Annotated in this window: 22 protein-coding genes; 15 read left to right on the top strand and 7 right to left on the bottom strand. The window is 37.2% G+C overall.

All coding sequences use genetic code 11. The features are described 5' to 3' along the window. Positions 1-35: 35 nt before the first annotated feature. On the top strand, positions 36-3,134 hold the full coding sequence (locus EGI26_RS12950; protein WP_255078894.1) for a VPS10 domain-containing protein: 3,099 nt from the start codon (positions 36-38) through the stop codon (positions 3,132-3,134). 174 nt (positions 3,135-3,308) lie between these two features. On the opposite strand, the gene EGI26_RS12945 is transcribed toward EGI26_RS12950, so the two are convergent. The 4 genes from EGI26_RS12945 to EGI26_RS12930 form a co-directional block, all read right to left on the bottom strand. Next, the gene (locus EGI26_RS12945; protein WP_255078892.1) at positions 3,309-4,247 is read right to left on the bottom strand and encodes a hydrogen peroxide-inducible genes activator; all 939 of its coding nucleotides are present in this window, start codon (positions 4,245-4,247) and stop codon (positions 3,309-3,311) included. 144 nt (positions 4,248-4,391) lie between these two features. Beyond that, positions 4,392-4,805, bottom strand: a complete 414-nt coding sequence (locus tag EGI26_RS12940) for a DUF6157 family protein (RefSeq protein WP_255078891.1) — start codon at positions 4,803-4,805, stop codon at positions 4,392-4,394. Between the two features lie 24 nt (positions 4,806-4,829). Further along, complete coding sequence (locus EGI26_RS12935; RefSeq protein ID WP_409035369.1) at positions 4,830-5,300, bottom strand: GyrI-like domain-containing protein; 471 nt, start codon at positions 5,298-5,300, stop codon at positions 4,830-4,832. 35 nt (positions 5,301-5,335) lie between these two features. Further along, positions 5,336-5,656, bottom strand: a complete 321-nt coding sequence (locus EGI26_RS12930) for a DUF2185 domain-containing protein (RefSeq protein WP_255078888.1) — start codon at positions 5,654-5,656, stop codon at positions 5,336-5,338. Positions 5,657-5,889: 233 nt separating this feature from the next. Here EGI26_RS12930 and EGI26_RS12925 point away from each other — a divergent pair, with 233 nt between their 5' ends. The 3 genes from EGI26_RS12925 (at position 5,890) to EGI26_RS12915 (ending at position 9,754) form a co-directional block, all read left to right on the top strand. Continuing rightward, positions 5,890-8,055: a TonB-dependent siderophore receptor gene (locus tag EGI26_RS12925; RefSeq protein ID WP_255078886.1), complete on the top strand. Its 2,166-nt coding sequence runs from the start codon at positions 5,890-5,892 to the stop codon at positions 8,053-8,055. A 28-nt stretch (positions 8,056-8,083) separates the two neighbouring features. Further along, a complete protein-coding gene (locus tag EGI26_RS12920; RefSeq protein ID WP_255078880.1) occupies positions 8,084-8,806 on the top strand; it encodes an SDR family NAD(P)-dependent oxidoreductase in 723 nt (240 codons plus the stop codon). 144 nt (positions 8,807-8,950) lie between these two features. Then, positions 8,951-9,754: a tetratricopeptide repeat protein gene (locus EGI26_RS12915; RefSeq protein WP_255078875.1), complete on the top strand. Its 804-nt coding sequence runs from the start codon at positions 8,951-8,953 to the stop codon at positions 9,752-9,754. A 62-nt stretch (positions 9,755-9,816) separates the two neighbouring features. On the opposite strand, the gene EGI26_RS12910 is transcribed toward EGI26_RS12915, so the two are convergent. Beyond that, entirely contained in the window at positions 9,817-12,462 is a 2,646-nt protein-coding gene (locus tag EGI26_RS12910; protein ID WP_255078874.1) for a c-type cytochrome, read from the bottom strand. Between the two features lie 199 nt (positions 12,463-12,661). On the opposite strand from EGI26_RS12910, the gene EGI26_RS12905 reads away from it, so the two are divergent. From EGI26_RS12905 to EGI26_RS12855, 11 genes are all read left to right on the top strand, one after another. After that, positions 12,662-13,474, top strand: coding sequence for a hypothetical protein (locus tag EGI26_RS12905; RefSeq protein ID WP_255078873.1), 813 nt, complete (start codon positions 12,662-12,664; stop codon positions 13,472-13,474). Positions 13,475-13,785: 311 nt separating this feature from the next. Beyond that, positions 13,786-14,748, top strand: coding sequence for a S9 family peptidase (locus tag EGI26_RS12900; RefSeq protein WP_255078872.1), 963 nt, complete (start codon positions 13,786-13,788; stop codon positions 14,746-14,748). A gap of 213 nt (positions 14,749-14,961) precedes the next feature. Continuing rightward, positions 14,962-15,705, top strand: a complete 744-nt coding sequence (locus EGI26_RS12895) for an ankyrin repeat domain-containing protein (RefSeq protein WP_255078871.1) — start codon at positions 14,962-14,964, stop codon at positions 15,703-15,705. Between the two features lie 212 nt (positions 15,706-15,917). Beyond that, positions 15,918-16,457 carry a cupin domain-containing protein gene (locus EGI26_RS12890; RefSeq protein WP_255078870.1) on the top strand — a complete coding sequence of 180 codons (540 nt, stop codon included), beginning with the start codon at positions 15,918-15,920 and terminating at the stop codon, positions 16,455-16,457. 168 nt (positions 16,458-16,625) lie between these two features. Next, positions 16,626-16,844 (top strand): DUF4287 domain-containing protein, encoded by a 219-nt coding sequence (locus EGI26_RS12885; protein ID WP_255078868.1) that lies wholly within the window; start codon positions 16,626-16,628, stop codon positions 16,842-16,844. A 22-nt stretch (positions 16,845-16,866) separates the two neighbouring features. Further along, a complete protein-coding gene (locus EGI26_RS12880) occupies positions 16,867-17,223 on the top strand; it encodes a VOC family protein (RefSeq protein ID WP_255078867.1) in 357 nt (118 codons plus the stop codon). Between the two features lie 176 nt (positions 17,224-17,399). Next, positions 17,400-17,936 carry a DUF2975 domain-containing protein gene (locus EGI26_RS12875; RefSeq protein ID WP_255078866.1) on the top strand — a complete coding sequence of 179 codons (537 nt, stop codon included), beginning with the start codon at positions 17,400-17,402 and terminating at the stop codon, positions 17,934-17,936. A 3-nt stretch (positions 17,937-17,939) separates the two neighbouring features. Beyond that, positions 17,940-18,143 carry a helix-turn-helix transcriptional regulator gene (locus tag EGI26_RS12870; protein WP_255078865.1) on the top strand — a complete coding sequence of 68 codons (204 nt, stop codon included), beginning with the start codon at positions 17,940-17,942 and terminating at the stop codon, positions 18,141-18,143. Between the two features lie 60 nt (positions 18,144-18,203). After that, positions 18,204-18,698, top strand: a complete 495-nt coding sequence (locus tag EGI26_RS12865; protein WP_255078863.1) for a hypothetical protein — start codon at positions 18,204-18,206, stop codon at positions 18,696-18,698. Positions 18,699-18,751: 53 nt separating this feature from the next. After that, positions 18,752-19,141: a DUF1398 domain-containing protein gene (locus EGI26_RS12860; RefSeq protein ID WP_255078862.1), complete on the top strand. Its 390-nt coding sequence runs from the start codon at positions 18,752-18,754 to the stop codon at positions 19,139-19,141. 112 nt (positions 19,142-19,253) lie between these two features. Then, positions 19,254-20,321, top strand: coding sequence for a porin (locus tag EGI26_RS12855; protein WP_255078860.1), 1,068 nt, complete (start codon positions 19,254-19,256; stop codon positions 20,319-20,321). 12 nt (positions 20,322-20,333) lie between these two features. Here EGI26_RS12855 and EGI26_RS12850 read toward each other — a convergent pair whose 3' ends face one another. Both EGI26_RS12850 and EGI26_RS12845 read right to left on the bottom strand, forming a co-directional pair. Next, the gene (locus EGI26_RS12850; RefSeq protein ID WP_255078858.1) at positions 20,334-20,861 is read right to left on the bottom strand and encodes an alpha/beta hydrolase; all 528 of its coding nucleotides are present in this window, start codon (positions 20,859-20,861) and stop codon (positions 20,334-20,336) included. A gap of 102 nt (positions 20,862-20,963) precedes the next feature. Then, complete coding sequence (locus EGI26_RS12845; protein WP_255078857.1) at positions 20,964-21,356, bottom strand: DoxX family protein; 393 nt, start codon at positions 21,354-21,356, stop codon at positions 20,964-20,966. Positions 21,357-21,519 lie beyond the last annotated feature (163 nt).

The following is a 21,519-nucleotide window of genomic DNA, read 5'->3' as shown; positions in this document are numbered from 1 at the left end:
AAACCTTAAATGAGGCTTTTTTTATATATTTTACTATGAAAAAAATTATATTATTAAGTTCATTTTTGGGCTTAAATATGGGGGTTTTAGCCCAAGAAGCTTTGCCTATAAAAGGCGACGAAATATTCGGTTCTATGCGGGCCAGACACATTGGCCCAGCATTGATGAGTGGCCGTATTACTGATATTGAAGGTCACCCAACCAATAACAAAGTATTGTATGTAGGTGCAGCAGGTGGAGGAGTTTGGAAAACTGGAGATGGCGGAGTTACCTTTAATCCTATCTTCGAAAAACACACGCAATCTATTGGAGCAGTAACTGTTGATCCTAAAAATCCCGACCAAGTAGTATGGGTGGGTACAGGCGAAATATGGACACGTAACTCCGTAACAATCGGTGATGGCATTTACAAAACTACCGACGGTGGTCAAAACTGGACCAACATGGGACTTCCAAATTCAGAAAGAATAAGCTCAATTAAAGTAAATCCGAACAATACTAACGAGGTTTTTGTGGGTGTTTTGGGTGCTTTGTGGAGCGACAGCCAAGACCGTGGCGTTTACAAAACCACCGATGGAGGCAAAACTTGGGAAAAAATATTTTATCTGAACCCCACCACAGGCTGCTCTGACTTGGTAATGGACCCTAAAAATCCAAGTATTATGTATGCTTCCTTCTGGGAATTTCGCAGAACGGCCTACTCGTTTAGTTCTGGTGGAGAAAACAGTGCATTGTATAAAACAAATGACGGCGGCAAAACTTGGAACAAAATCCACAACGGTTTCCCTGCTGGAAAATTGGGTAGGATTGCAATAGCAGCGGCACCTTCAAATTCAAACATTCTGTATTCTGTCCTAGAGTCTGAAAAAGACACAGACAAAGGCCTTTATAGATCTGACGATGCTGGTGCAAGCTGGAAGAAAACCAATGGAGATTTTGGTTTGGTGGTTCGCCCATTCTATTTTTCCAGAATTGTGGTTGACCCTAAAAATCCAGATATCGTACTCAAAGCTGGCTTGAATGGCTCTTTAAGTAGAGATGGCGGAAAAACTTTCAAAGACATCGGTGGCGGAATTCATGCTGACGTACATGATTTTTGGTTTGACTTACACGACTCCAACCGTATGTATTTGTGTGATGACGGTGGGTTTTATCGTTCTTATGATGGTGGATCTGTATGGGATATGTCGAAAGGACTTCCTATTTCGCAGTTTTATCAAGTAGCAATTGATAACCAAACACCTTATAAAGTTTATGGTGGCCTGCAAGACAACGGCTCATGGATAGGACCATCATCAAAACCGGGTGGTATAGAAAATCGCGACTGGATTTCGGTAGGTGCAGGAGATGGATTCCGAACTTTCCCACATCCAAAAGACCCTAACACTGTATATTCTGAAATGCAAGGAGCCGAAAATATTTGGAGAATAAATCTCGAAAAAAAATCAGCAAAAACCATCAAACCTTTTCCAGAAGCCAACGACCCAAAGTTTAGATTTAACTGGAATACGCCGATTACAACGAGTCTACACAATGCAGACAGATTATATGTGGGAAGTCAATTTCTACACAAATCTGAAGATAGAGGTGAAACTTGGGTGAAAATATCTCCAGATTTGAGTACAAACGACCCCGCTAAGCAGCAACAAGAAAACTCAGGTGGTTTGAGCATGGACAATTCGGGTGCTGAAAACCACTGTACAATTTTTGCTATTAACGAGTCACCTTTAGACCAAAATATCATCTGGGTAGGAACCGATGACGGCAATGTGCAACTAACACAAGACGGCGGTACAACTTGGACAAATGTAACGGCCAATATCCCGAATCTTCCAAAAAACACTTGGGCATATTTTATAGAGCCAAGTAGTTTTGACAAAAACACTGCCTATGCGGTATTTACGGGTTACACCAGTGGCGATTTCAAACCTTATGTATACAAAACCACAGATGCTGGAAAATCCTGGAAATCAATTGTATCTCCAGATTTAAAATCTTTTGTAAGAAATATAAAGGAAGATTATAAAAACCCCAACTTACTGTTTTTAGGAACGGAAGGAGGTTTGTATGTAACCATCGATGGTGGTCAAAACTGGTCGCAGTTTAAAAACAACATGCCTCCAGTGGCAGTGCATTGGATTGCCCTCCACCCTACCGAAGATGCTTTGATAATGGCTACTCATGGTCGTGGAGTAATCATAGTAGATGACATCTCGCCCTTGCGTCAGCTCACAAAAGAAATCATTGGGAAAGATTTGCACTTCTTTACTACCAAACCAACCAAAATGGCCGAGTCTGGTGCATTTGGAGGCTATGCACGTATGGGAGAATTTGTAGGTGAGAACCCAAGTTCGATGGCTCAGATTGTATATTTCTTAAAAAGCCGACATACTTTTGGCAAGATGTCTTTGGAGATTTTCGACCAAAACGATAAGAAAATAGCTGACCTTTCACCCGGCAAATCTAAAGGAATCAACTACGTAGATTGGAACTATAGCCTAAAACCGCCTAAAGTTGCAAAAGGTAAAACCTTGGTGTTCGGAGGTTTTCAAGGCCCCACAGTTTTGCCAGGAACTTATAAAGTGAAGATAACCAAAGGGGCTAAGACCTACGAAAGCAGCCTAAATTTGATTACAAATCCAAAATCGATTCATACGGCTGACGACCGAAAAGTACAGTTTGAAACAGCCATGAAGCTCTTCAATATGAGCGAAGAACTGGGGTATGTGGTAGACCAAATAGACAATTACAAAATCAAAATTGATTCTATTTCAGCCAAATTAAGCTCTCCAAAATTGAAGAAGCAGTTTCCTGTAGCAGATATTGCCAACAAAATGCAAGGTCTAAAAGAAACTTTGGTGGTTTTGAAAGGCGACAATTACGTAGGAGCAGCTGAGCCACAGTTAAGAGAAAAAATCTCTGGATTATACGGCGAAGTATTGAGCTACACAGGTCGCCCTACCAACGCACAGTTGTCTAGCATGAAAGTATTGGAAGATAAACTCAGTGATGCAAAAAGCCAAATGGATGGTTTCAAAACAAGCCTAGATAAAATTGCTCCAGCAATGGTAAAAGCCAAAATATCCGAATTGAAAGTTAGAAGTTTTGAAGAGTTCAAAGCAGCAGAGAACTAAGAATATTTTGTTTTTTTGATAAAATTCACCCTAATTGAGCAATCGATTGGGGTGTTTTTTTTACTATCGATCAATGTTATTCCTCAATACAAAATCATTTGAGATACCATTCTTTTCAATTGCACTAAATTCTAGAATAGAAAAATCTTAAATCAAAGTTATTAAAATCAAAAATTAATTTATAATCAAAATAGTTTGAGGTTTTTCGGTTAGAATATCAACAGGGAGACTCTGTGTTATAGAATTTTTAAACGCTTCCACAACAGCGTAGCGAGGATAATGCTTATCAACAACCAAGCTAATTTCACGAATTGGCTTTTCGCCCTCAAAACGCCTAATTTTACACATTTGATCTTCGTTCAGGTCTAATATTGCAAGTTCAGGAAGCAACGTAATCCCTTTATATTTATCTACCAGCTTCACTATAGTTTCAAGGCTTCCAGTCTTGAAGTTCAGTTGACTTACAATATTTTGTTTTTGTTTCAGTTCACAAAAATTCTCTATCTGGCTTCTTAAGCAATGTCCTTCCTCTAGCAGCCAAAGACTACTTAGATCTATTTCATTACTGAGTATATATTTTTTTTCAAAAAGCTCATTTTCAGGAGAAACATAAGCCATGAGTTCTTCATAAAAAAGCGGAATTTCTCTAAGTTTTGTGCTACCAAGTGGTGTGGCCAAAATTCCCAAATCGAGCTTTCCATTTTCTATACCTTCCAGTATTTTTTCGGTGGTTAGCTCTTCTATCTGCAACTGTAAAAGTGGATATTGCTCATGAAAATTTTTGAGAAATAAAGGCAGCAAATAAGGAGATATTGTGGGAATTACGCCCAATTTAATTTCTCCTTGCAAACCATCAAACTCATTTACAACAAGATTATAAATCTGGTTAAAATCCTTAAGAGCTATTTTTGCTTGATCAAGTATAAGCTGACCTACGGGCGTAATGATAACAGGAGACTGGCTTCGGTCAAAAACTTTTACATTAAGATGCTCTTCTAATTTTTTTATCTGCATGCTCAAAGCTGGCTGCGAGATATTGCATGCTTCAGCAGCCTCTACAAAGTTGAGGTGTTTTTCAACTGCCAGAATATACTGTAACTGTGTGATGGTCATGTATTATAATTTTTGCTTATTTACAAATAAAGTAAATATGTTTTAATTATAAGAATATGAACTATTTATAAGACACATTTTTTGATTTAACTTATGCTATAAAAAAGTATTTCAGCTACTAAATTGATATAAATAAAGTAAATCTTACCTTTTAGACTTCATAGCTTTGTACTTCTTTAGATTTGGGTCGTTTCTTAGGTTTTCATACTCTTCGGTTCCGGCTGCTATTAGTGCTATTTTCCCTTCCGAATTGCTATGCAAACCCCAAGCGTAGCGTTTGGTCAGCGGTGAAGCCCTAAAACAAGCTTGACCTTTAGAGAAAAACTCTTTGCGAGCCTCCAGCACTTCTTCCTCCAATAATTCTTTTCTCTCTGCAAAAACACGGAAAAGCACATCATCTGATGTGAATTTGTATGGGTTTTTGTTGATCATTTCAAACTGCAGATTGGCCACAGATTTTGCATCGTTTTTCAATGGCGGTACTTCGGCTTGGGCGATTGGGCAATCTTCCGCCATTTCAATAAAAGTATCGAAATAATTGGTTGTATGCTCTTCCATATTTTGTACTTTTTAACAAAAACTCTATTTTACGGCTATAAAAATATCAACTTCAGCATTGCTTGGATCAGAAGCTTTTTCGCTATACACTTCAAAATCAATCGTGTAGGCTCTGTTCAGATCAGTGTTCCATATTTTCATCCACTCCCCAAAAACTACCCCCTCGTTGATATTTCCTTTTGCTGTAAATTTTTGATAATTTTCAACTTCTATAGTTTTACTAACCATACCTTCGGGCAATTCTTCCATTTCGTTTACTGCACAACCCAAAATGGTGGTATAGGGCATAGTATAATCTTTCTCATAGTCAGTATAGAGGCAGTATATAGTATTATCTACTTTGTTGTGTATTTTTTCGAGAATACTTTCATTCATAAATTTTGCCCAAAGTTCTGGAATATCTCTAGCTGCTTCTCCATTGTTGTTACTCGTTCTAACAGAAATTCCTATAATGTTTATCTTTTGCATATTTCTTTTTTCTACAATTTTAAACAACCCAAATGACAGCCCTATGTCAGCAGACTTCCTATTTATTCCACAATGGGTTGAAACCTATTAGTTCCTTCCACGCGTTCCCACTCTGAGCCAATTGGCTTTTTGAGCATCGGTATAATGGCTCGATCATAGTTAGCAATAGTATTTACATCATATATTGATATATTCTCTAGATTTTCAACATATTCGTCATCTTCTGTACCCGAGTAAAATCTCCACCCAGTGTCAAACTCATCCTCAGGGTCTTCGCGGTACATAAAGCCCACTTTCAAGCCATCCACAGTGATTTTATTTGTAGCCACACAGGTTCCACCCGTAGGTATTAAATCTTGAAATTCCTCTATTTTTGATTGCATAAAATTTATTTTTGGAAGGTAAAGATATTGAAAATGTTTTCGGAATTCTATAACAAAATACTGGAATTTGGAACACATGCTTAACAGACAAGAAATTTGCACCCATTTTTATTATACACCTATCTTTTAAAATAGAGAATTAATTTAAATTCTGAAACTGATTAACAAAATCTTCAAATCAACTACCATAGTATTTAATTTACATTATTTTTGTCATTATTCATCAATATTGAATGCGGTCTCTTTTAGTAATAACCTTTCTCTTGATTTCTTCTCCAATTTTTGGACAGTTGGACACCCTTCGAAATTTAGAAGAAGTGATAGTATCTGCCAATAAATTTGAGCTGAAAAAGAAAGAATCTCCTAACCAAATTGAGCTCATTTCTGCCAAACAAATTGCTTTTCAAAACTCCCCAAATACAGCCAATCTTTTGGAACAAACCGGAAATGTTTTTGTACAAAAAAGTCAAGCCGGTGGTGGAAGCCCCGTCTTGAGAGGTTTTGAGGCGAGTAGGGTGTTGATCGTTATGGATGGCGTAAGAATGAACAACGCCATTTTTAGAGCTGGGCATTTGCAAAATGTGCTGCGGATAGACCAAAGTATGCTCGAAAGGGCCGAGGTTATTTTTGGACCAAGTTCGGTTATCTATGGCTCGGATGCTTTGGGCGGGGTGGTACATTTTAGAACTAAGAATCCTGAGTTAAATTCTAAAAGTTTTCGTTCTTATCTACGGTACGCTACTGCCATTGGAGAGAAAACAAGCCATATAGATTTCAATATTGGCAAAAAGCGTTTTGCATTTTTGACGAGTTTTACTTTCTCAGATTTTGGAAATGTGGTTCAAGGCTCCAACCGTTCGACTGATTATCCAGACTTTGGGAAACGTTTTTTTTATGCTGAAAGACAAGGAAATGCCGATGTTTCTGTGAAAAATGAAAACGTAGATAAACAAGTAGGAAGTGCCTATAGTCAGTATGATTTTTTGCAAAAAATTAGTTTCCAACAGACCGAGAATATCAAGCATACTGTAAATTTTCAGTATTCAAATTCCTCCAATGTGCCTCGCTATGACAGACTTACTGAAGTCAGGAATGATTTACCGAGATTTTCGGAGTGGTTTTATGGGCCAGAGAAACGCCTTTTTGCTGCTTATCACTTGGACTTGAAAAATACTTTTTTATATGACAAAGCCATGGTTTCGCTTGCTTTTCAGGATATTAAGGAAAGTCGGATTTCGAGGAATTTTAATAATATTACAAGAAAAAGTCAGTTTGAAAACGTTAATTTATTTTCTTTAAATGCTGATTTTCAGAAAAATATAGATGAGCATACAATAACTTACGGCTTTGAGACTGTTGGAAATGATGTGAAATCTACCGCACATTTTACGAATATCAATACCAATGAAGAACGAAAGGCCGACACGAGATATCCCGACGGCAAAAACACCATGAATACTTGGGCGGTTTATGTAGCCGACCAAACCAAAATAGGTGAAACATTTATAGCTCATGCAGGATTGCGATATGCTTTCACAGATTTGTCCGCCGAGTTTATTGAAAAGGCCTTCTTCCCTTTTCCTTTTAACCAAATACAGCAAAAAAACAGCTCTCTTACAGGAAATTTGGGTTTGGTTTATACGCCTTTTGCAAGGACGAAATTGGGCTTAATTGCTTCCTCAGGATTTCGTTCCCCCAATATCGACGATTTAGCAAAAGTCTTTGATTCGGTGGCAGGCAGTTTGATAGTACCCAATCCAGATATAAAGTCAGAATATAGTTACAACGGAGAAGTGTCTGTACATCAGGAATTTAGTGAGAAAATAAGGCTCGAAGCGGTGTATTTTGTAACCTCCATGAAGAATGCCATAGTGATTGATGCGTTTACCTTAAACGGTGAGAACTCGGTAATGTATAACGGTCAAAATAGCAAAGTTTTGGCTGCTCAGAATAAAGCCAAGGCACTGATTCATGGCTGGAATCTTAATCTAAAAGCCGATTTGTCCAAAGAATTCACCTTGGCGAGTTCGCTAAACTCTACCAAAGGAAACATCAAAGACGCCGCAAATACGCCAATGGATCATATACCCCCTTTGTATGGCCGTACAGCTTTGAAGTATCAAAAGAAATCGGTTCAGCTTGAAGTTTTTAGTATTTATAATGGCTGGAAAAAACTTGCAGAATACAGTCCAAGTGGCGAAGATAACCTAATATATGCCACCAAAGACGGCATGCCTTCTTGGTGGACTTTGAATTTAAGGTCTGATTATCAAGTCAATAAAAATTTCTCTGTGCAATTGGCCTGTGAGAACATTCTAGATAAAAATTATAGAAACTTCGCATCAGGGATTTCGTCACCTGGTCGTAATTTTATGATTACCGTTCGAGGTGGGATTTGAGTCTGTTAAATTATTAGCTTCAAACAAAATGTCAAAAAAAGTAATCATCATCGGTGCAAGTTCGGGAATAGGGAAGGCTCTTGCTATAAAATATGCCAAAGAAGGATTTGAGGTAGGAATTACAGCTAGAAGAACAAATTTGCTTTATAAAATCGCGGAAGAATTGCCCTCTGCCAAATTCTTTATAGAAGAAATGGATGTGGAAAGGATAGAAAGTGCCAGAAATATTTTGGCTGGTTTGGTCGATAAAATGGATGGTATGGATATTCTCATCATTAATGCAGGTATAGGTATTCCGAAAGCGACATTTGAAGATGAACTCAAAACCATCGATGTTAACGCTCGTGGATTTATGGGTTTGGCTCAATGGGCATACTATTATTTTAAATCAAAAGGTAGTGGAAAAATTGTCGGAATCTCCTCAGTGGCGGGTGAAAGAGGTGGCCCAACTTCGCCAGAATACCATGCTACCAAAGCATTTGCTTCTACTTATATGGAGGGACTGCGGATTCGCTCTAAAAAGAGAAATCACGGTGTAAAAGTAATAGATGTGCGGCCAGGTTATGTGGAAACCGAAATGACTGATGGTCAAAAGGGGATGTTTTGGGTTGCAAAAGCCGACAAGGTGGCCAATCAAATTTTTGATGCAGTAACCGCCAACAAACCAGTGGTTTATGTTACGAAGAGATTTAGAATAATAGGTTTCTTGATGCGTAATCTGCCTGAATGGCTATTGGTAAGAATGATGTAGATGACCAAATTCTTTTGCTTAAAGGTTTTTTTCGTTAATTTCAAAGTGAAGTGAATTCCAAAAATCTTTGTGCTATTTTGAATAAACCAATACGAACATCTTTTTAAATATAGCCTTGTTTTCTGGTTAATAAAATCTCAAATCATGAAATATATCCAATTCTTATTCATCTTGTTTTTATGCCCTGCTTTAAATGTTAAAGCTCAAAACAGCTCTGTAGCAGATAAATATATTAAGACAGCGGAAGAATTTAAGAAGAATCTTCAAGCTGATAGTGCCTTGGTTTATTATGAAAAAGCGTCTATTGAATATCAAAAACTCCAAAACACTGAAAAATGGCTAGATGCTTACAATCAAATAGGTACGATACTTACTCGTCAGGATAAATATGACAAAGCTAAATTTTATTTAGACCAAGCTTTGAGTAAGGGGCTTAACACTTTGGGAAATAATCATCTATTGGTTGCTGGAACATATATTACATTGGGAGTGATTTATGCGGCCGAGAAAAAGTACGAGGAGTCATTGGTATTTCATAACAAGGCGTTGGCTATTCGGCTGAAGAATTTGGGAGAAGTTCATGCTGAAGTGGCTACCAGCCATGGAAACATCGGCAATGTTTATTTCAGAGCCAAAAACTTTGATGAATCTATTGAGGCACATTCGAAAGCAATGAAAATCAGAGAGCAGATTTTTGGCAAAACAAGTGTTGAAATTATTGAGAGTTATGCCAATCTTGGAAATGCATTTCGAGAGAAAAAAGAATTTTCCGTGGCATTGGAATACTATCACAAAGCCCTTGAAAACAAAATAAAACAACGAGGTGAGGGTCACAAAGATTTGATTAGATATTATAAAAACCTTAGCGATGTTTATTATTTGATGGGAAATAAGGAACAAGGCGATCAGTATAAAACCAAAGCTGACGAAGTCTCGAAAAACTTGTAGTAAAAATTTATATTCTTTATTTGAAAACAGCCAGACGAAATACATTCGTCTGGCTTTAAAAATCATTTTTTCTGATTGGCTAAGAATGTAATCAACGAAGCCAACTCTTCATACGACAAAGCATTGGCTAAGCCAGCTGGCATCATAGAGGTTTCTAGTTCTTTGCGAGAAATTATATCTGATTTTTTGATTTTGCTCACATTTCCACCGATATCTCTCAGTGTCAATTGCGTCGAAGTTTCTTCAGTCACAAAACCCATGTAACTCATATCACCTTTGGCCTCAATCAAAACAGACGCAAAACCCTGAGAAATTGAAGCGTTTGGTTTAAGAATCGATTCTGCTATTTGTTCGCGGTTCATGATGGATCCTATTTGCCCCATAAATGGTCCTTTGATAGATTCTGAAGTACTTAAACTGTGACAAGCTATACAGCCTTGTTTGGTAAACAAAGTCTTGCCCAATTCGGCTTTTCCTGGAATCTTGGCCATGGCCAGCATCACGTCTTCTATCGACGCCTCACCTACTTGTCCTTTTTTATTGCGTATTTTTTGTAAATCTACTTTTACTTCTTCTTTGGCTGCAATAGTCTCTCCAGTGCCCAATTCCGCTATTCCCATACGGTTTTTGTCATTTAACTCCACAAAAAAAGTCTTATCAGCAGCTTTCTTCCATTCTTGTAGCAATATCGCCTTAATAGCAGGAGAAGATTCCCACACGATATCTTTATAGTAGGGTCCATGCGTATCAGGTCGGGTGCTCCACCACCACGAGCTGTCATAAGGAGCTTCTTTTTTATACAGGCGTGAAAGTGTAGTCAATATCTCTCTTTTGGTTTTGGCATCTTTTGCTACTTTATACTTGGCAATCAATCCACTTACGGCTTTTGGGTGATGCATATATCGCAAAGCCCAAAGTGCTAGGGTTGAATTTTTGGTACCTACCGCTGCTACGCAAGCTTCTACTGCATTAAGGCTAACCAAGGCTCTTACTGCTAAGTGCGAAGGCACAATAGAAGAGTTTGGTGTAGCATGAGGGCCTTCCTTGCCTTTTTCGGGTGCAATAAATGTGGTTGGTATTTTTACATCGAGAAGAGCTTTGGCTGCTTCTAACTTTCCCAATCGACCTAAACCTATGGTGGCCGCCATTTGTACACGAGGAGAAGGGTCTTTTAAACTTTTCAAAAACAAATTTAAAGGGACTTGATTAGCAAAAGCTTTGCGGTCTGCCAAGGCTTTCAGGGCAATTTCTCTGATGGAATCTTCAGCTGCGAGTTTTACTAAATTTGGAATTCCACTAGCTCCAGCGGCTTGAGCATAGGTAAATAAACCCGCAACACGAATATCCAAAGCAAGGCTTTTGTCTGTGGCAATGGCCCAACTGACTTCGGCAGCATCCACATCTGAGCGTGATAAAAGTTCTTGTTGAGCAGCTAATCTTGCTGTTCCACTTCCTGATTTTAGAAGCTTAGCTATTTGGGCTAAATCCGCTTTTTTTAGGTTGGGGAAAGCCTCATACTTCCAGTCTTTGGGCACTACTCTTACCACATATCCTTTGTTTGGATTGCCCGAATATCCCGCTCCATCCCATGCTGAAAGGTACATTTGTCCAGTGGCATCCACATCGACATCGGTAATCTGACTGAGTTTTATAAACTCTTCTTCTGTTTGTGTAAAAGTGGCACCATCCGGCTTGATTCGATGAACAAAAAGTTGGTTTCTGCCCCAGTCGGCCATCATGGGTACTTTGTTGTATTTTTCAGGCCAATTTGCATCGTCTATGAATATTGAACCAGTACCAGAGCCACCACCTAAATCCACCAAAGCTGGAATTATCTCTTCTGTAAAGTTTTTGAAGAGCGTCGGATAACCGTATTCTCCCGATTGTATGTGATGGCTAAAACGGATGTTCCAGCCTCCGCCATCGTTGGTATTGTCACGGGTGAAAATATTCATGAAAGGGTCTATCGCTGTATCGTAAATATTACGTGTGCCATGGGTGAAAATTTCGAGTTCTGTGCCATCGGGGCGAACTCTCACTATACCGCCACCTAACATGGTGAGTTTTTTGCCAGACCTGTCTATGGCATCGGTAAAGCCAAAGTCACCAACAGATATATAAATCCAGCCATCAATACCCATACGGATTCCATTGGTGGAGTGGTCAGTACCTCTACTTTGCAAAAACTTTGGTGAGCATATATTTTGAACCAAAGGCTGAGGTAGCCCGTCAGCTACGCCATCGTTGTTGATGTCCTCAAATACCACCAAGTCCATGCCCGAGGCTTTGCCAGTTTCTTTACTGAAAGTCGTATGCAAAACATACACTTTGTCGCCGAGGCTGATAATTCCTCTCGGATTGTCCACCATCGCAAATATGGTGTGACTGTCCATTTTTCCATTGTGATCGTCGTCTATCAATTTCACAATGCGGCCTTTGCCTGGGGTTTTTCCCAAAGAACCAATCATGTCCACACCTACAAATACTTCTCCTGATGGAGCCACCGCCAGACATGACGGACTCGGTACAATACTTGGGCCGGCATAATAGTTGGCGAGTAACTCGAGCGGGCAACTGAATCCTTTTAGCAAAGAATCGTTGCTGATTTTTAGTGATTGGTTTTTTCGTAAATCGGTAGGTTTATAAAATAGGGCATTACCTATAAAAATGATAAAAGCCGTGAGTAGGCTTATGTTTACTTTTAACATGTCTGGGTTGATTATAAATGATGAGCAAATCTAGAGATTTTGATTAATATTTGGAAGTGTTGCTCGTCAATTAATCAATGCCTATTGGATATTAAAGCTGTACCAAGTATTTTTATTTGATATTGGAAATCAAATATTCTCGGATTTGTTAATTTATCAGTTTCTGCGTTTTTTCTACCCTCTCAAAAAAACCATTTTTATGAAAACCTTCAAATACATTTCAAGATTAGTTTTAGTTGTATTGCTGAGCATAATATTGGTCTTTCTAGTTGCTTTGGTTTTTAGATTATTAAGAGTAGAAAAAGAAACTAAAACAATCAAAAGTGTACATTTTGATGTGATTTATAATGGAATTCTTCAGGCCGAAGCTAAAGATATTTCAACTGCATTGGAGCACAATTATGAGAGAATAAGGCTAGACTTAGCAGATCCCGAACACCGCAAAATTTCGGTTTTTATCCATCCCAATCAAGATGAATTTAACAAGGCTACTGGTTTGGTCAACAGCAAAGCCAACGGCACAAGCCGTGGTCCTTTGGTTTTTCATTTGAAATATGAGACATGGTTTAATGCCATTTTTCCTCCAGAAATGGAAAAAGTGGCCGTTCACGAATTTACCCATTGTGTACAATTGAATCTGCTTATTCAAGATGCTCTATCACGAATTAAGTCGGCGGATTCTACTGATTTTGATAAAAATTTTGAAATAAAATTTGCAAAAGATTACCCACAGTGGTTTTGGGAAGCTCTTTGCGACTACGAAGCTGGTATGGTAAATTCTGCGAGTGTAAAGTATGGAATGAAAGGAAAGCCCACTTTAAAAGAGCTAAACAGCAGTCCACAAATCTATAATGTGGGTTATACAATTATAGCATATTTTGTGAGTAAATATGGTAAAGAAAAACTTCCCGATTTTATGAAGTCTTATGGGAATTTTGAACAAACCTTAGGCATTACTGAAAAGGAATTTGAATCAGGTTGGTATACATTTGTAAACGAAAAGTATCCATGAATATGAGTTCTCATTAAAAGCATATTTGACTTCGAAAAAATAGGTTTTTTCGCTATTTTCTGGATTATAAAAGACAAAAATACCCCCTCAATAATTTATTATTAACCTAGTTTTGAGAACGCTCTTGGGCTTTCTTTTTGATTTTAAAAAGGTCTTATTTTCATATTAACCTTATGTATACAAGAGATTTAAAGCTAACTGTTTTCAATTAACAGAATTTGTTTAGTAAATTTAATTGCCCAAAGGCAGCTCTCTCAAAATTCAGGTTTTGCGGGTCTTTTGAATTTTATTCAACCTTAAAAATAAAAATTATGAAATTGTTTTTCGCATGCCTTTTGAGTTTTTTGAGCTATCTTTCCATTGCCCAATCTGGCAATAGCGAGGTAGCATTCCTAAAAAAAGATAGTATCGTTTCCCGTCTCGATGCTTACACCCAAGTTTTTTATTATCACAAAGCAGAAGCTGTTCAAGCCAGACCATTGGTTATTCAGTTACATTCTTGGAGTTTTCCTGCCGATTCTCTACGGACTATTGGCTTGAGTACCATTGCAAAAAACAAAGACTATAATTATGTATTTCCCAACTTCAGGGGAGTCAACAACCACCCCAAAGCTTGCTGTAGTGATTATGTGATATCTGACATCGATGAGGCGATAGATTGGGCCTTGAAAAATATGAATGTAGACAAAAAAAATATTTACATCATTGGCTATAGTGGTGGAGGTTATGCCACATTGGCCATGTATATGAAGTCACGGCATTATATAAAAGCTTTTTCAGCTTGGGCTTCCATTTCAGACTTAGCAGCTTGGTATGGCGAGTCTTTAGAACGAAAAAACAAGTATGTACAAGAAATAATCTCCTGTATAGGTTCCTCTGGCAGTTTTGAAACATCTAAAGCCAAGGATCGCTCACCGTTGTTTTGGAAAACACCCACCAAAAGAAGAAAGAATAGTAGCTTACACATTTTTGCTGGCATACACGATGGCCACCTTAGCAATGTAGTTCCTATTACCCAATCTATAGTTTTTTACAATAAAATTCTGCTCGACTATAAAGAAAAAAACCAATCAAACTATGTGAGCAAAGCAGACGAAAAAACAATGGTCGATAGCCAAACATTTCCAATTACTACAACTGAAAAATTAATAGATAGACCTATATATTACCAGAAATCCTCTAAAAATACTCTTCTAACTATTTTTGAAGGGGGCCATGAGATGCTCAGCAAAGCGGCTATTGAGTACATAGAACAAGCTATTGGAAAGAAATAGTAATACAAATCTAATAGCGTTTTTGAACAAATAAGCATACAACTATCCTCTTAAATTATCTTAATAATTAATTTTTATGCGAAATAGGTATGTTTTTTTAATTACCCCGCATAAATGCTATTTGATGAATGGGGAGGTTATTAATCGCAAACTTATATTTTTAATTTTTCTAACTTTTTATTCGGTTTAAACAAACAAATCTTGGATTGTAAAATGGATTATTTAGAAAAAATAATTACATATTTTGAGATTCATTCAGTGGATGGAATTAGAGAATGCTTTGAAAATGGGCTGAGTCCAAATATCAATGTAAAAGGTAAACCTCTGATATATGAACTTATCAATATGTACAGTAGAGGGCCAAGGCTTAAAAAGTGTATAAAAGCTTTTGTAGACTTTGGATTGGATTTTGAAGACAAAATTTTACTCGCTGTTCTTTTAGACGACAGCAAAATGTTGGATATTTTTTTGGAAGAGAACAAAAGTGTTTTAACCAAGAAATATAGCTTGGATTGTACTTTTACGCCACTATTCGAAGTTTCACTGCTACACATTTGTGCCGAATATAACCACTTAGATTGTGCCAAAATACTTATAAAACATGGAGCAGACCTCAATGCTAAAGCAGGAACTGACGAAAACGGTTTTGGTGGACATACACCTATTTTTCATACAGTAAACCAACACGAAAATAAATGTTTGGATGTCATAAAATATTTTGTGTTTCTCGGGGCCGACTTAAACCTTACCGTAAAAGGCTTAATTTGGGGGAAGGGCTATGATTGGGAAACATTTGTACCTGCCGTGAACCCTATCAGTTATGCCATGATGGGTTTACTGAGGCAGTTTCAAAGAACAGAAGAACAAATTTATGAGGTAGTTTCTATTTTGGTAAAAGCCAATTATGACCTGGATTATTATCCCAAAAACATTCCGAATAAATATTTGAATAGTTAATTTTTGTCAAAAAAAACTCAAGCTTTTTGGTAAGTATTAGATTCGGTTACTTGAAATTTTCATAAATAAATCGCAAATTGGTTTAAAGTTCTGTTTTAAAGGCAATTAAGTCTTGTTGTTGCTAAGTTAAAAATTCAAAAACAAGGTTTATATTTTCATTTTAAAAAGCCCTCACAGCAAAAGCATTACAACAATTTAATCATTCCAAAACTATGAAAACTAATCAAAAAACGCTAGACATGCGTCCCTTGGGTATGACTTTTACAGTTTTGAAAACTGGAGCAGAAACCAACGGGCAGTCCTTGGATTTGCATTGGGATTTGTTGCCGGGTTGCAACATGAAAGACCCTTTGGTACATACCCACCCGAATGCCATCGAAACTTATGAAATTCTGGAAGGAGAGATGGAGTTTTTCGTGAAAAACAAATGGATTACTGCGAAAAAAGGCGATAAACTGACAGTTCCGATGGGTGTGGCTCATACTTTTAGAAATCCAACTGACAAAATAGTTAAAGTGTATAATACGCATCAACCAGCTCTGAAAATGCAGGAATACTTTGAGGACGTGGTGAAAGTGCTCGACAAAGTTACCAATCAGAGAACCAAGGAATTTAAGATGGATTTTAATGCAAAACTTTACTTGGGTGCTTTGATGAGCCAATACCGAAACGATATAATTGCCGTAAATCCACCTGATTTTGCAGTTCGTATTCTGGGTTTAATAGGCAAACTTATAGGTATAAAATACTGATTTCGTGGACATTAAATATTTTTATTTTTTTAAGCTTGGCCGAAGTTAAGTATATGGATTAGGAATTTTCTATTTGTGAATAATTTCCTTTTTTGTTTCTGAAAACGTTGTAAAAACAAACAGTCAGTTCATATATTTGTTTTGAAAATAGTATACTCTTAAAACTTTATGTCGTTTCAAGCATACATAGACAACATCAAAACCAAAACGGGAAAATCGCCTGAAGATTTCAAGAAACTGGCTGAAGAAAAAGGCTTTTTGGTAGGCGGAGCAATTCCGAAAAATATAAAAGCAACCGAAATTACGAATTGGCTCAAAGAGGAGTTTGAGCTCGGACACGGTCATGCCATGGCCATCTTTGCTACTTTTAAGGGTAAAACAGAATAAAAACCTTAGTCCAAATAAGAATATGCTTACTGCCATCAGTCCAAAATTGCCCATGCGAAACAAAGCCGCCACAAGGGAATTTTACATCGATAAATTAGGCTTCAGTTTTTTCGGAAACGCAGATTATGATGGCTATCTGATGATCGTAAAAGACCATATTGAGATCCATTTCTTCGAGTTCAAAGAGCTTAATCCGCTCGAAAACTATGGACAGGTTTATATCCGCACCAAAAACATAGAAGATTGGTACAAACTGGCCATAGACAAAAAATTAATGTTGCCCACAGCTGGACATTTGGAAACAAAACCTTGGGGAATGAAAGAATTTTCATTGCTCGACCCAGACCACAATTTGCTCACATTTGGGCAAGATATATAATTCATTCCCTACCTTTTCTTTTCGATTTTTCTTCCTTTTCGATTTGACTCAATAATTGAATCAGACGAATATTTTTATTTTCGAAAATAGAAAATATTTATTTATTTTAAATGTTTATTTATTGTTTATCAATAAATATTTATTACGTTTGTGCATCATATTAAAATAAAACAAAAATGTCAAACACTAATAAGTATGTATTTTACGGCCTAAGAGTTGTAGCTTGGATTATCTTCGTCGGTCTCTGCATTGAGGCTGGAGCATTGTTGGTCAATTTTGTATTTAGTATTTACAAACCAGAAATTGTTTCCAGACTTTATGAAAAACTAGATTTAAGCAAATTGTTTGCTTATTCAGAATATGCCTATTATGGCATGTACAGCTTCATTTTGGCAATTGCAATGTTAAAGGCCTACCTATTCTACGTGGTCATCGAGCTTGTGAGCAAGCTTAGTTTGTCGAAACCATTCAGCGATTACGTGGCTGACAAAATTTCTAAGATTAGTTACTACACATTTTCAATCGGCCTTCTTAGCCATATAGGTCGAGAGTCGGCAAGACATTTGGAGCATCGGAGCTTAGAATTAAACGCATTGAACAGGTTTTGGGCTGACAGTGAGGCTTTTATTTTGATGGCGGCCGTAATTTATGTTATCGCTCAGATTTTTAAAAGAGGAATAGAAATACAAAACGAAAATGATTTAACAATATAAATTATGCCCATAATAGTGAATCTCGATGTGATGATGGCCAAACGGAAGATGTCGTTGAATGAGCTTTCCGAAAAAGTAGATTTAACGCTCTCTAATCTCTCTATTCTAAAAACTGGAAAGGCCAAAGCCGTTCGATTTAGCACTTTAGAGTCTATTTGTAAAGCTCTGAACTGCCAACCAGGCGATATTTTGGAGTTTGTGGATTGATTTTCTTTTTATATCTTTCAAGAAATATCTTGACCAAACCTAACGAAAATTAGAAAGATTATGAGCGTGAAAACCAGTTTTTTGAATTCCAAATCGGTAATAAAGTACTTGTTTCTATTTTTGATGATAGGTATATATTCCTGTGACAGCGAAAAAACATCGGATCTGGTAGGAGTTTGGGAAATAGACCAATTGAAAATCAGTATGAAAACCTACCAAAACTCAGACAGCACCCAAGTAGTGGAAGTAAGCGGCAAAAATTGGGAAGAAAAAATGAAAGTTAGAAACATACAAACCTATTACAACGCCGACGGCACCTATCATTCTTTGCATAAAAACCTACAAGACAGCACAATATATGACCCAGCAGGAACTTGGAAAATAGTGGGCGATAGTTTGATAATTCAGGATACTATTCCCAAAAGGATAACTTATAAATTCAAATTCAAGGTGGACAAGACGGTGGTGGAATATTGGGGAACTCAGGATTTTGACCAAGACGGTAAAGCGGATGATGAATACTATAGTAAACAACTGAAAATAAAACAATTATAATCTAAAACAAGTCTTGTAGTTTTCTGAATATACTGGATTAGACCCTTAAAAATATGTTTACATTAGAACAAATAAAAGCGGCCCATGCAAAAGTAAAAACAGGAGCCGATTTTCCGAAATACATCCAAAACCTCATAAAATTGGGGGTGGAACATTACAACGCTTTCGTGATAACGGGCTATACCGACTATTATGCTGCGGATGGTCAGAAAGTAACGAATCCGTCAAAGTACGAAGAACTCAGCATTGCCGACCAAAGCGATGCCGAGCAATTTAAGTCCGATTTGAAAGCTCATCAAAATGGTAAAACCGACTATCTCATTTTTTGTAAAGATTGTGCCAAATCGGGCATTGAAGGTTGGACGGTTTCCCTTTCCAAAATGACCTGTACTTATTTTGACAAGTCAGGAAACGAAATTTTGACGGAGCAGATTCCAAGCTGAAAAGGAGCCAGAAATTTTGGATTATTGTAATTGGTCCATTTTGAAAACAATTGTAAAGCAAATCGAGAAGAAATTATCTAAATTAAAATAGATTCTATTCATAAGATATAACATGAGAATCTACCTATGCTTACTGCTTTCATTTTTTTTAAGTAAAGTCTTTGCCCAAAATGATAGCACCAAAACGCTTACATTCAGCGGGTATGGTGAACTGTATTACAGTCAAGATTTCACTAAAGTTGTAGATGAAGAAAAACCAAACTTCATCTACAACCATAAAAAATTGGGAGTTATTCAAATGAATTTGGCCTTTGTGAAAGCGAGCTACACTGAACAAAAACTTCGTGGAAATTTGGCCATCATGGCCGGAAATTATGCCCGATATAATCTGAGCGGCGAGCCTCCTTGGGCAAGGATTATTTATGAAGCCAATGTGGGTTTGAAGCTTACCGAAAAGAAAAATTTGTGGCTCGATGCCGGAGTGATGCCTTCTCACATAGGATTTGAGAGTGCCGTTGGAGTAGATTGTTGGACTTTGACCAGAAGCCTACTAGCCGAAAATTCTCCTTACTTTGAAACTGGCCTAAAACTTTCCTCCACCTCTAAAAATGAAAAATGGAATGCGGCTTTTTTGGTTTTAAATGGTTGGCAAAAAATTGAAATGCCATCAGGAATCAATAAACCGTCTTATGGTCTTCAAATAAATTTCAAGCCCGGTTCAAATGTAACTTTGAATTACAGCAATTTTCTCGGGTCAGATAAGCCCGATTCATTGTCCACAATTAGAGTATTTCATAATTTGTATGCTCAAATTCAAGCTACTGAAAAGCTTGGATTCTTACTTGGTTTTGACGTGGGTTCTGAACAAATCAAATCTTCAAAAGGAAAAATTTGGTATTCGCCTGTGATTATCTCACGTTTTCAAATAAACGAAAATAACACACTTGCAGCCAGACTTGAATATTACAAAGATCCTAAAGGAATTATTGTTTCTACGAACACCAAAAACGGATTTCAAACTTTTGGATATTCTCTTAACTATGATTTTAGGCTCTCAGAAAAGATGATTTTCAGAATTGAGGCCAAAAAATATCAGGCGAAAGATGCTATATTTTATGAAAAAGGAACTCCTTCAAAGCAAAATTTCTCAATAACTACGGCTTTGACTTTAAAGTTATAAATCATGTTTTTTTTACTCAAATCGCCTCAAAAGTTCGAGGCCAAAAGACCATTCGCCATAACCACCAGCCACATTGATATGTCCGGCTTCGCCGATTTCAATAAACTCACTCCCCCAAGCTTCAGCAAAAAACCTGGCTCGAGCTTCCGATACCCAAATGTCATTTGTGCTGGCTACTACTAGGCTTTTGAAAGGCAATTTTTCAGTTGGAATTGGCGTAAATCCCGTCATCGGAAAAGTGTAAACAGGGTTTTCAATATCACTTGGAGCCACCAAAAGTGCACCTTTTATAGCCTTTGGGAATCTTTTTGCCCATTGAGCCACTGCTACACAACCCAAACTATGGGCAATCAAAGCAACTTCAGATGGTTCATAGCCTGTAAGAGCATTTTCGATATTCAGAATCCAGCCTTCACAATCGGGCTCGTCCCAGCTTTTTTGATTAATTCTGATGAAATTATCTCCTGAATTCTCAAAATGAGTTTGCCAGTGGTTTTCATCGGAGTTGCCTAAGCCCGGGATTATGAAATAGGTTGTCATATGAAAGATAGGTTATTTCTCGATTAACAACCATTTTTATTGAAATGGTTCTTTATACAATGCATTTTCAAACCAAAAGAAAATTAATTCAAACTTCAGATTTTAAAACTTGGCTCTTCCCCAAGCCACAAAACCAGCCATGAGTGCAAACACGATATTCGCTCCGATTAATGACAATTCGCCTCTCAAAATGTGAAAAACTGAGGCACAAATCATCAATAAAACAATTGCCCAAGCTGTTATTACCGTAAGTTTAGGCTTGATTTTAAACAACGTAGGAGCTATGACTCCAATTCCGCCCAATAAATCAATCACGCCTGTAAATTTCACCAATCTCTCAGAAATTTGACTTACCCACGGCCACATGATTGCCAATTTTTCTATTGGCTGAAATAGCTTCATACTTGCCCCCCAAACCAAACTGGCCGCTAATAAACCTTGTGCAAACCAAAGTGTAATGTTAAGAACCTTTGATGACTTTTGTGTTTTTTTCATATTAAAATTTTGTTTTTTGAAGTGATACATTAGAATAGATAAATTTGAAAAGTTGCAACTCCGAGAATTTTACATGCCCTTCTATCTTTCAACATTCTTTATAAATAATCTTACAAAAGTATTTATCTTTACTAACCAAACGATAGTACTTCCACTTTGGATA

This window comes from Lacihabitans sp. CCS-44 (assembly GCF_024343735.1).
Lineage (GTDB): Bacteria > Bacteroidota > Bacteroidia > Cytophagales > Spirosomataceae > Leadbetterella.
The sequence above is the reverse complement of the archived record's forward strand: the minus strand, read 5'-3'. Positions and strand labels throughout refer to the sequence as shown.

Excerpts from the sequence above, each read along its gene's own strand:
- EGI26_RS12950 (WP_255078894.1), top strand. The coding sequence starts at position 36 with ATGAAAAAAATTATATTATTAAGTTCATTTTTGGGCTTAAATATGGGG.
- EGI26_RS12945 (WP_255078892.1), bottom strand. The coding sequence starts at position 4,247 with ATGACCATCACACAGTTACAGTATATTCTGGCAGTTGAAAAACACCTC.
- EGI26_RS12940 (WP_255078891.1), bottom strand. The coding sequence starts at position 4,805 with ATGGAAGAGCATACAACCAATTATTTCGATACTTTTATTGAAATGGCG.
- EGI26_RS12930 (WP_255078888.1), bottom strand. The coding sequence starts at position 5,656 with ATGCAATCAAAAATAGAGGAATTTCAAGATTTAATACCTACGGGTGGA.
- EGI26_RS12925 (WP_255078886.1), top strand. The coding sequence starts at position 5,890 with ATGCGGTCTCTTTTAGTAATAACCTTTCTCTTGATTTCTTCTCCAATT.
- EGI26_RS12920 (WP_255078880.1), top strand. The coding sequence starts at position 8,084 with ATGTCAAAAAAAGTAATCATCATCGGTGCAAGTTCGGGAATAGGGAAG.
- EGI26_RS12915 (WP_255078875.1), top strand. The coding sequence starts at position 8,951 with ATGAAATATATCCAATTCTTATTCATCTTGTTTTTATGCCCTGCTTTA.
- EGI26_RS12910 (WP_255078874.1), bottom strand. The coding sequence starts at position 12,462 with ATGTTAAAAGTAAACATAAGCCTACTCACGGCTTTTATCATTTTTATA.
- EGI26_RS12905 (WP_255078873.1), top strand. The coding sequence starts at position 12,662 with ATGAAAACCTTCAAATACATTTCAAGATTAGTTTTAGTTGTATTGCTG.
- EGI26_RS12900 (WP_255078872.1), top strand. The coding sequence starts at position 13,786 with ATGAAATTGTTTTTCGCATGCCTTTTGAGTTTTTTGAGCTATCTTTCC.
- EGI26_RS12895 (WP_255078871.1), top strand. The coding sequence starts at position 14,962 with ATGGATTATTTAGAAAAAATAATTACATATTTTGAGATTCATTCAGTG.
- EGI26_RS12890 (WP_255078870.1), top strand. The coding sequence starts at position 15,918 with ATGAAAACTAATCAAAAAACGCTAGACATGCGTCCCTTGGGTATGACT.
- EGI26_RS12885 (WP_255078868.1), top strand. The coding sequence starts at position 16,626 with ATGTCGTTTCAAGCATACATAGACAACATCAAAACCAAAACGGGAAAA.
- EGI26_RS12880 (WP_255078867.1), top strand. The coding sequence starts at position 16,867 with ATGCTTACTGCCATCAGTCCAAAATTGCCCATGCGAAACAAAGCCGCC.
- EGI26_RS12875 (WP_255078866.1), top strand. The coding sequence starts at position 17,400 with ATGTCAAACACTAATAAGTATGTATTTTACGGCCTAAGAGTTGTAGCT.
- EGI26_RS12870 (WP_255078865.1), top strand. The coding sequence starts at position 17,940 with ATGCCCATAATAGTGAATCTCGATGTGATGATGGCCAAACGGAAGATG.
- EGI26_RS12865 (WP_255078863.1), top strand. The coding sequence starts at position 18,204 with ATGAGCGTGAAAACCAGTTTTTTGAATTCCAAATCGGTAATAAAGTAC.
- EGI26_RS12860 (WP_255078862.1), top strand. The coding sequence starts at position 18,752 with ATGTTTACATTAGAACAAATAAAAGCGGCCCATGCAAAAGTAAAAACA.
- EGI26_RS12855 (WP_255078860.1), top strand. The coding sequence starts at position 19,254 with ATGAGAATCTACCTATGCTTACTGCTTTCATTTTTTTTAAGTAAAGTC.
- EGI26_RS12850 (WP_255078858.1), bottom strand. The coding sequence starts at position 20,861 with ATGACAACCTATTTCATAATCCCGGGCTTAGGCAACTCCGATGAAAAC.
- EGI26_RS12845 (WP_255078857.1), bottom strand. The coding sequence starts at position 21,356 with ATGAAAAAAACACAAAAGTCATCAAAGGTTCTTAACATTACACTTTGG.